This is a genomic window from Pseudonocardia pini, from assembly GCF_013870575.1.
Lineage (GTDB): Bacteria > Actinomycetota > Actinomycetes > Mycobacteriales > Pseudonocardiaceae > Pseudonocardia > Pseudonocardia pini.
Window position 1 is genome coordinate 1 of sequence record NZ_JACBXB010000180.1, and the last position, 8,471, is coordinate 8,471.

Here is an 8,471-nt window from a genome sequence, read left to right on the forward strand (position 1 = left end):
CCACCCGGCCGTGCGCCGCCCTCGTCGCCGCCGCCGTGGCGGAGCTCGGCCGGGTGGACGTGCTGATCAACAACGCGGGCACCGCCTACGTGGGGCGGGCGGAGGCGGACGACCCCGCCCGCGCCGCGCGGCTGTTCGCGGTGAACCTGCTCGGCGCCTACCAGATGGCGATCCACGCGGGGCGGGAGATGATCGCGCAGGGCGGCGGGTCGATCGTGAACGTCGGCTCCGCCCTCGGCGCCACGACGGGCCCGTTCCCGGAGGCCGCCTACTCGGCGTCGAAGGCGGGGATCGCCGGGATGACCCGCGACCTCGCCGCGCAGTGGGCGCGGCACGGGATCCGGGTGAACACCCTCGCCCCGGGCTGGTTCGCCTCCGAGCTCACCGGCGGACTGCTGGAGACGAGGGCGGAGCTCCTCGAGGCGGGCCCGGTGCTCGGCCGGGTGGGCCGCCCCGAGGAGCTCGACGGCCCGCTGCTCCTCCTCGCCTCCGACGCCGGCTCCTACCTCACCGGCAGCACCCTCACCGTCGACGGCGGGTGGAGCATGCGGTGACCGTCTCGGGGACGGGACCGGCTCGGGCCGATCAGGTGTGGACCGGCAGGCGCACCAGGCCGCGGGAGAGCAGGACGGGGTGCCAGGCCGGCGGCTCCTCGGCGAGCCGCAGGTCGGGGAAGCGGTCGAGGGCCGCGGGGATGGCGATGGCGGCCTCCAGCCGGGCGAGCGGGGCGCCCAGGCAGTAGTGCAGGCCGATCCCGAAGCCGAGCTGCCTGCCGGGTCGCCGCGTGACGTCGAGCCGGTCCGGGTCGGGGAAGACCGCCGGGTCCCGGTTCGCGGCCGAGGCGCAGAGGAACACCCGGTCGCCGCGGCGCAGCGTGCGCCCGCCCAGCTCGACGTCCGCGGCCACGAGTCGGGCGATCGTCTTCGCCGGACCGTCCCAGCGCAGCAGCTCCTCGACCGTGCCGGGGGCGTCCGGCGCCTGGTCGGGATGGCGGAGCAGGGCGCGCAGGCCGTTGCCGATGAGGTTGGTGGTGGTCTCGTGGCCCGCGAACAGCAGCAGCACCCCGGTCGCGACGACCTCGGCGTGGGTCAGGGCGTCGCCGGCCTCCCGGGCCCGCACCAGCGCCCCGACGAGGCTCTCCGCGTCCGGCCCCCGGGCCACCAGCTCGTCCAGGTACCCGGTCAGCTCGGCCATGCCGCCCGCGCCGTCGGCGTGTCGGTCCGGGTCGCCCAGCCCGCCGAACACCAGCCCGGTGATCCGGTCCGACCAGTCCTTGAACAGCGCCTGGTCCGCCCGGGGGACACCCAGCATCTCGGCGACGACGGACGAGGTGAGCGGGTAGGCGTACTCGCCGATCAGGTCGGCGTGCGGGCCCAGGTCGCGGAGCAGCTCGTCGGCGATCTCGGCGACCCGCACCCGCATCCGCTCCACCGCCCGCGGGGTGAACGCGCGGGAGAGGAGCTTGCGCAGCCGCGTGTGGTCCGGCGGGTCCTTGAAGACCATCCAGTCCTCGAGCACGCCGAACGCGGCTCGGACGCCCGCGTCGGCGCCCGGCCCGTCGAGCCGGGCGCGGCGGTAGGGCGCGATGCGGTCCGAGGAGAACCGCGGGTCGCGCAGGGCGGCGTCGACGTCGGCGTACCGGGTCACGAACCACGAGCGGTAGCGCTCGCTCCAGTGCACGGGATCGTGCTCGCGCAGCTCCGCGAGCAGCGGGTAGGGGTCGGCGACGGCCGCGGGCGACAGCAGGTCGGCGGTCTGGAGGTCGGGACCGGTAGCCGTCACGGGGCCTCCAGCACCGCGACCACGCACGCGTTGCCGTCGAGGACCGAGACCCCGCCGCCCATGGTCTCGACGAGCCCGATCCGCGGCCTCGGGCACCACCACGACGACCGCAGGCGACCCGGGCGAGGACGCCGCGCAGAACGCGGGCCGGGGGGTCTAGTGTCCCGCACCGCGAATCCGCTGCACATCTCGAAGGCCCACGCAGGCGGCGTCGCCGGTCGGGCGAGTGCACCCGGTACGAGCCTCGGACCGGCTGCCTGGCCTGCGTGAACCCGGATCCGCCGAGATCGCGACGGACCTGCGGTGCGGGACCCTAGCCCGCCTGGGCGGTCCCGTGCCCGCGCCAGGTCAGCGTGATCCCGCGCGAGGCCAGCCAGGCGTCGAGGTCGTGGCCGTGGCCGGCGAGCGCCGCCACGACCTCCGTGCACCGGTGCATCGCCCACTCCGCGGTGCCGGTGTCGAGGAGGCCGGTGGCGACCGCCTCGACGAACTCGTCGACGTCGAGCACCTCGGTCCACGCCCCCGTCTTGACGATCACGTCGAGGTAGAGGTCGGTCGTCCGCCAGAGGTCCTCGCCCGGCTCGACCCGGGCGATGTCCAGGTAGAAGTCCTGGTCCCGCTCGTGCCCGGTCCGCCAGGTCCAGTCGCTGACCACGATCCCGAGCTCGGGCAGCAGCCAGGACTCGATCCAGCTCGTGGACGCGCGCCCGACGATCTCCCGGCTCATGTAGAGGCCGAACGGAGCGCGCCGGAACTCCCGGACCTCGCGGCGGAAACCCTTGTTGTCGACGTTGACCCCGGCCTGCACGTCGAAGGTCTGGATCTTCGGCGGATGCATGCCCCGATAGTGCCCGAGACGGGCGCAGCAGGAAACTGTCGGTGGTCGCTCGTACCCTGGGGTCGTGGCATTCGCGACTGAGGTTCCCGGCAGTGCTCGTGAGGGTGGCGAGGCGGACGTTCCGCTCGCGCACTCCGAGTACCGCCCCGTCGGCGACATCGAGCGGACGGGCGGGCGGTTCGAGGTCGTCAGCGAGTACCGGCCGGCGGGCGACCAGCCCCAGGCGATCGACGAGCTGGAGAAACGGCTCACCCGCGGCGAGCAGGACATCGTGCTGCTCGGTGCCACCGGCACCGGCAAGTCGGCCACCACCGCGTGGCTGATCGAGCGGGTCCAGCGGCCCACGCTGGTGATGGCCCCGAACAAGACCTTGGCCGCCCAGCTGGCGAACGAGCTCCGGGACATGTTGCCGCACAACGCCGTCGAGTACTTCGTGTCGTACTACGACTACTACCAGCCCGAGGCGTACATCGCGCAGACGGACACGTACATCGAGAAGGACTCCTCGATCAACGACGACGTGGAGCGCCTGCGGCACTCCGCCACGCAGAACCTGCTCTCGCGGCGGGACGTCGTGGTGGTCGCGTCCGTGTCCTGCATCTACGGCCTGGGCACGCCGCAGTCGTACCTGGACCGCTCGGTGAAGCTCGAGGTCGGCACCGAGCTGGACCGGGACGCGTTCCTGCGCCTGCTGGTGGACATCCAGTACACCCGGAACGACGTGGCGTTCGCCCGCGGCACGTTCCGGGTCCGCGGGGACACGGTGGAGATCATCCCAGCGTACGAGGAGCTGGCCATCCGGATCGAGTTCTTCGGGGACGAGATCGAGGCGCTGTACTACCTCCACCCGCTGACGGGGGACGAGATCCGCCAGGAGCAGGAGGTCCGGATCTTCCCGGCCACGCACTACGTCGCGGGGCCGGACCGCATGGAGCGCGCGGTGCGAGACATCGAGCGAGAGCTCGAGGAGCGCCTGGCCGAGCTGGAGAACCAGGGCAAGATGCTCGAGGCGCAGCGGCTGCGCATGCGCACCCAGTACGACCTGGAGATGATCCGTCAGGTCGGCTTCTGCTCCGGCATCGAGAACTACTCGCGACACATCGACGGCCGCGGCGCGGGCACCGCGCCCGCCACCCTGATCGACTACTTCCCGGACGACTTCCTGCTGGTCATCGACGAGTCGCACGTCACGGTGCCGCAGATCGGCGGCATGTACGAGGGCGACATGTCCCGCAAGCGGAACCTCGTGGAGTTCGGTTTCCGGCTCCCGTCGGCCACGGACAACCGCCCGCTGACCTGGGAGGAGTTCGCGGACCGGATCGGGCAGACGGTGTACCTGTCCGCCACGCCCGGCCCGTACGAGCTGTCCCGCACCGGCGGCGAGTTCGTGGAGCAGGTCATCCGGCCGACCGGCCTGGTCGACCCGGAGATCGTCGTGAAGCCCACGAAGGGCCAGATCGACGACCTGGTGGGCGAGATCCGCGAGCGCGCCGAGCGGGACGAGCGGGTCCTGGTCACCACGCTGACCAAGAAGATGGCCGAGGACCTCACGGACTACCTGCTGGAGCTGGGCATCCGGGTCCGGTACCTGCACTCGGAGGTGGACACGCTGCGCCGGGTGGAGCTGCTGCGGCAGCTGCGGCTCGGCGAGTACGACGTGCTGGTGGGCATCAACCTGCTCCGCGAGGGCCTCGACCTGCCCGAGGTCTCGCTGGTCGCGATCCTCGACGCGGACAAGGAGGGCTTCCTGCGCTCCGGCACCTCGCTCATTCAGACGATCGGTCGCGCGGCGCGGAACGTGTCCGGGCAGGTGCACATGTACGCGGACAAGATCACCGACTCGATGCAGCACGCGATCGACGAGACGGACCGCCGCCGGGCCAAGCAGGTCGCGTACAACACGGAGAAGGGGATCGACCCCCAGCCGCTGCGGAAGAAGATCGCGGACATCCTGGACCAGGTGTACCGGGAGGCCGAGGACACCGAGATGCCCGTCGGCGGGTCCGGGCGCAACCAGTCCCGGGGCAAGCGGGCCTCGGGCGAGCCGGGCCGTGCGCCCAGGCCCATGAGCTCCGGGGTCGCCAAGGACCGGGACACCGCGAGCATGCCCCGCGCCGAGCTGGCGGACCTGATCCAGCAGATGAACGACCAGATGCTCGCCGCGGCCCGCGACCTGCAGTTCGAGCTGGCCGCCCGCCTGCGAGACGAGGTGCAGGACCTGAAGAAGGAGCTCCGGGGGATGGACGCGGCCGGTATCTCGTAGCCCGACCCGCCTCGGTCTGTCGGTGATCACGGGCTTCCGGCCCGGGCAGTCATGATCATCGAACGGGCGCGGTGTGCGAGGGCGTCGGTGCGGTGCCTCGCGGTGGGCGGGGCGCTCCGGCCCCGGGCACGGTGCTGTCCGGCGGGGCCGTCCCGTCCCGATCCGGGCCGATCCCTGCTTCGGGAGGGTTCCGGTCGACTGTCGACCGTCCGGCTCCCGAGGTGTCGATCATGGGCGTTGGACGCGGGATATCGGCTCGACCCCTCCCATGATCAGTGGTTCGGCGCAGGGAACCGCGCTGGGCGCGGCGGCGGGTGCCGAGATGGTGATCTTGATCCCCGGGCCGCCGTGGGGACTTCGTGATCACCGGGGGGTGGCGGGGACGGAGTGGTCCGTGGTGGGGCCGGGTGCTCCTCGGTCGGGGCGGGGCTCCCCGGGTGAGGGGTGGTGGGGCGGTCGGTACCGTGTGCTGCGCCGGTTCACGCTCCGTGCCGGCCGACCAGCTGCCTCCGGAGGGCGACCCGCGTGACCGTGTCCAGCACCCGTTCCGGCGCCGAGCGGGCCGGGGCGGCCGTGCAGCGGCTCCGGGCCTGGACGGTGTCGCCCCGGGGCCCACTGCTGGTGGGGATCCCGCTGCTGGCGGTGTCGGTGACCGTGATGCTGCTGCACACGCACGGCTACCACATCGACCTCGAGGTCTACCGGATCGGCGTGCAGACCTGGCTCGCGGGCGGCGACCCGTACGGCTCCCTGCCGCCCACGATCTCCGGGCTCGCGCTGCCGTTCATCTACCCGGTGTTCGCGGCGATCGTGCTCACCCCGTTCGCGCTCGTCCCGTGGACGGTCGCCTGGGTCGCGTTGTTCGTGCTGTCGCTCGCCTCGCTCGCGGTCACGCTCTACGTCGCCGCACTCCGGGCGTGGCCCACCGGCGGGCGGGCCGGTGCGCTCTCGGTCGCCACGCTCGCCCTGCCGTTCCTGCTCTGGATCGAGCCGGTGCTCGAGACCCTGGAGTTCGGCCAGGTCAACCTGATCCTGATGGCGCTGGTGGCGATCGACTGCCTCGCGCCGCGGACCTGGTGGCCGCGCGGCATGCTCGTCGGGATCGCGGCGGCCATCAAGCTCACGCCCGCGGCCTTCGTGCTCTTCTTCCTGCTGCGCCGGGACGTGCGGGCCGCGGTGGTCGCCGTCGTCACGGCGATGGTGGCCACGGCGGTCGGCTTCCTCGTGGACGCGCACAACTCTGCGGCCTACTGGTTCGGCGGGCCCGCCTCCGGTGTGAGCGGCTCGGTGTTCTACACGAACGAGACGGTGCAGGCCGTCGTCGCACGGTGGGGGGTGCAGGGGCCGCTGCTGACCGGGATCTGGCTGGCCGCGTCGATCGGGCTGCTCGTGCTGGCCGTGCCGACGGTGCGGCGGGCCGATCCCGCCCTCGCGCTGTCCGCCACGGCGGGGCTCATGCTGGTGGTCTCGCCGACCTCCTGGTCCCACCACTGGGTGTGGATCGCACCGGCGCTGCTCGCCGTGGGGGCCCACGCGGTGCGCACCGGGTCGCGGGGGTGGATCGCGGCGGCGGCGGTCCTCGCCGTCGCCTTCTCGGTCGCGCCGTTCCGGTGGCTGCCGGGCAACAACGAGGTCGAGCTGACCTGGAACCCGCTGCAGCAGGTGGCGGGCGCGACCTACGTGATCATCGCGATCGTGCTGCTCGCCGCCGCGTTCCGCCACTACACGCGGCACCCGGACCGGACGAGCGGGCCGTTCGTGCAGTAGGCCCGCACGGGGGTGCCGCCGGTGCCGAGGCCGCTCCCCGTCACCCGCGCGCGGTGAGTTCGGCGATCGTCTCGTGGAGCGCGGCGAGGACGGTGCGGACGGCGGGGCGTTCGGCCACGCTCTCCCGCATCACCACCTCCACCATCCGGGCCGCGCGGACGCCCGCCAGCGGTCTGCGGGCGAAGCGGCGGCCACCGCGGTCGTCCGTGGACCAGCGGGGGAGCAGCGCCACCCCGACTCCTGCCGCCACCAGCTCCTCGGTCACGGAGAAGTCGTTGATCCGCTGCACCACCCGCGGTCGCGCCCCGGTGACGGTGGTGAGCGAGCGGAGCACGTCGTCGACAGGCCAGCCGACGTTCACGCTGATCCACGGCTCGTCGGCCAGCTCGTCGAGGCGGATCCGGCGCCGCCGGGCGAGCCGGTGCCCGGGCGGGAGCACGACGTCGAGCGGCTCGCGGACCAGGGGCACGACCCGGTGGCGCGGGCTGGTCAGCGGGGTGCCGTGCTCGTCTCGGTGCGTGACGACGAGGTCGTAGTCCGCGGCCAGGACGGTCACCTCGGCCGGGGTCATGTCGACGTCGCGCACCTGCAGGTCCACCCCGGTGCCCACGATCCGCCGCAGCAGCCCGGCCAGCATCATCCGCGCGCCGGAGGGGAACAACGCCATCCGCACGATGCCGTGCGGGGTGGTCCGCAACGCCTCCACGGCCGCGTCGGCCCGGGCCAGGGCGGCGAGCACGTGCTCCGCCTCCGCGACCAGCGCCAGCCCGGCCTCCGTGAGCCGCAGCCCACGCCCCGCGTGCTCCTGGTCCAGGTAGCGGCCGCCGTCGGAGAAGGAGTCCGGCGTGACGTTCAGGATCCCCAGCACGACGCACCGGCCCGGATGCGGGACCGGACCGCCCATCAGGAGCCCCGGATCAGCGACAACGCCTCCGCGCGCGACGAGGGCGAGGTCTGGAACAACCCCCGTACCGCGGAGGTGGTCGTGCGCGAGCCCGGCTTGCGGATGCCCCGCATGGCCATGCAGAGGTGCTCGGCGTCGATCACCACGATCACCCCGCGCGGGTCCAGCTTGCGGACCAGCGCGTCGGCCACCTGTCCCGTGAGCCGCTCCTGCACCTGGGGGCGCTTCGCGTACATGTCCACGACCCGGGCGATCTTCGACAGCCCGGTGACCTTGCCCTCGACCGACGGGATGTACCCCACGTGCGCGACGCCGTGGAAGGGCACCAGGTGGTGTTCGCAGGTCGAGTAGAGCGGGATGTCCTTGACCAGGACGAGCTCACCATGGCCCTCGTCGAACGTGCGCTCCAGCACCTTCGACGGGTCCACGTACAGCCCGGCGAACAGCTCCTCGTAGGCGCGCGCCACGCGGGCGGGCGTGTCCCTGAGCCCCTCGCGGTCCGGGTCCTCGCCGACCGCGATCAGCAGCTCGCGGATCGCCGCCTCCGCGCGCGCATGATCCACTCCGGTCGGCGCGGCCTGCCCGTTCACGGCGGCACCCTCGGCGGTTCCCGTGCTCAGTGCGAGCTCCCCGACTCGTGACCCGGCTGGTCGGGGCCCTCCGACGCCCGCGGGGCGGGTGCCTGGGTGGGCGGCTCGACCGCGGGCGGCTGCCCGCCCTGCTGCGCCGGACGCTGCTGTCCCTCGTGCGCCTGGTGCGGTGCCCAGTTGGGCGGCGGCCAGGTCTGCCCCTGCGGCGTGGTCGCGGGCCGCCAGTCCGGCGGCGCCCCGTAGTTGGGCGCGACGGCGTACGGGGGCTGCGGACCCTGCTGTCCGGCCTGCTGCTGTGCCGGGGCGCCGTAGCCGTGCCCGTTGCCG

General features: G+C 73.2%; 7 protein-coding genes and 1 pseudogene. 3 read left to right on the forward strand and 5 right to left on the reverse strand.

Annotated features, from left to right (window positions below; all coding sequences use genetic code 11):
* Positions 1-554, forward strand: a 554-nt coding sequence (locus H5J29_RS12875) for an SDR family NAD(P)-dependent oxidoreductase (protein ID WP_181781177.1), incomplete at its 5' end; no start/stop codon positions are given.
* Positions 555-585: 31 nt separating this feature from the next.
* Here the strand turns inward: H5J29_RS12875 and H5J29_RS12880 are convergent.
* Positions 586-1,782 carry a cytochrome P450 gene (locus H5J29_RS12880; RefSeq protein ID WP_181781178.1) on the reverse strand — a complete coding sequence of 399 codons (1,197 nt, stop codon included), beginning with the start codon at positions 1,780-1,782 and terminating at the stop codon, positions 586-588.
* Positions 1,783-2,095: 313 nt separating this feature from the next.
* Positions 2,096-2,620 carry a ribonuclease FAU-1 family protein gene (locus tag H5J29_RS12885; RefSeq protein ID WP_181781179.1) on the reverse strand — a complete coding sequence of 175 codons (525 nt, stop codon included), beginning with the start codon at positions 2,618-2,620 and terminating at the stop codon, positions 2,096-2,098.
* A gap of 64 nt (positions 2,621-2,684) precedes the next feature.
* On the opposite strand from H5J29_RS12885, the gene uvrB reads away from it, so the two are divergent.
* Both uvrB and H5J29_RS12895 read left to right on the forward strand, forming a co-directional pair.
* Positions 2,685-4,883, forward strand: coding sequence for an excinuclease ABC subunit UvrB (uvrB, locus tag H5J29_RS12890; protein WP_312858188.1), 2,199 nt, complete (start codon positions 2,685-2,687; stop codon positions 4,881-4,883).
* Positions 4,884-5,414: 531 nt separating this feature from the next.
* Entirely contained in the window at positions 5,415-6,650 is a 1,236-nt protein-coding gene (locus H5J29_RS12895; RefSeq protein ID WP_312858189.1) for a glycosyltransferase 87 family protein, read from the forward strand.
* Positions 6,651-6,690: 40 nt separating this feature from the next.
* Here the strand turns inward: H5J29_RS12895 and H5J29_RS12900 are convergent, their stop codons facing one another.
* The 3 genes and pseudogenes from H5J29_RS12900 to H5J29_RS12910 all read right to left on the reverse strand — a co-directional run.
* Positions 6,691-7,518, reverse strand: coding sequence for a LysR substrate-binding domain-containing protein (locus H5J29_RS12900; RefSeq protein ID WP_376768525.1), 828 nt, complete (start codon positions 7,516-7,518; stop codon positions 6,691-6,693).
* Between the two features lie 35 nt (positions 7,519-7,553).
* Positions 7,554-8,144: a GTP cyclohydrolase I FolE gene (gene folE / locus H5J29_RS12905; protein WP_312858190.1), complete on the reverse strand. Its 591-nt coding sequence runs from the start codon at positions 8,142-8,144 to the stop codon at positions 7,554-7,556.
* Positions 8,145-8,170: 26 nt separating this feature from the next.
* A pseudogene (locus H5J29_RS12910) lies at positions 8,171-8,471 on the reverse strand (hypothetical protein); the annotation flags it as partial.

Bases quoted from the DNA above. Each gene is read 5' to 3' on its own strand.
- H5J29_RS12885 (WP_181781179.1), bottom strand. From the start codon at position 2,620: ATGCATCCGCCGAAGATCCAGACCTTCGACGTGCAGGCCGGGGTCAAC.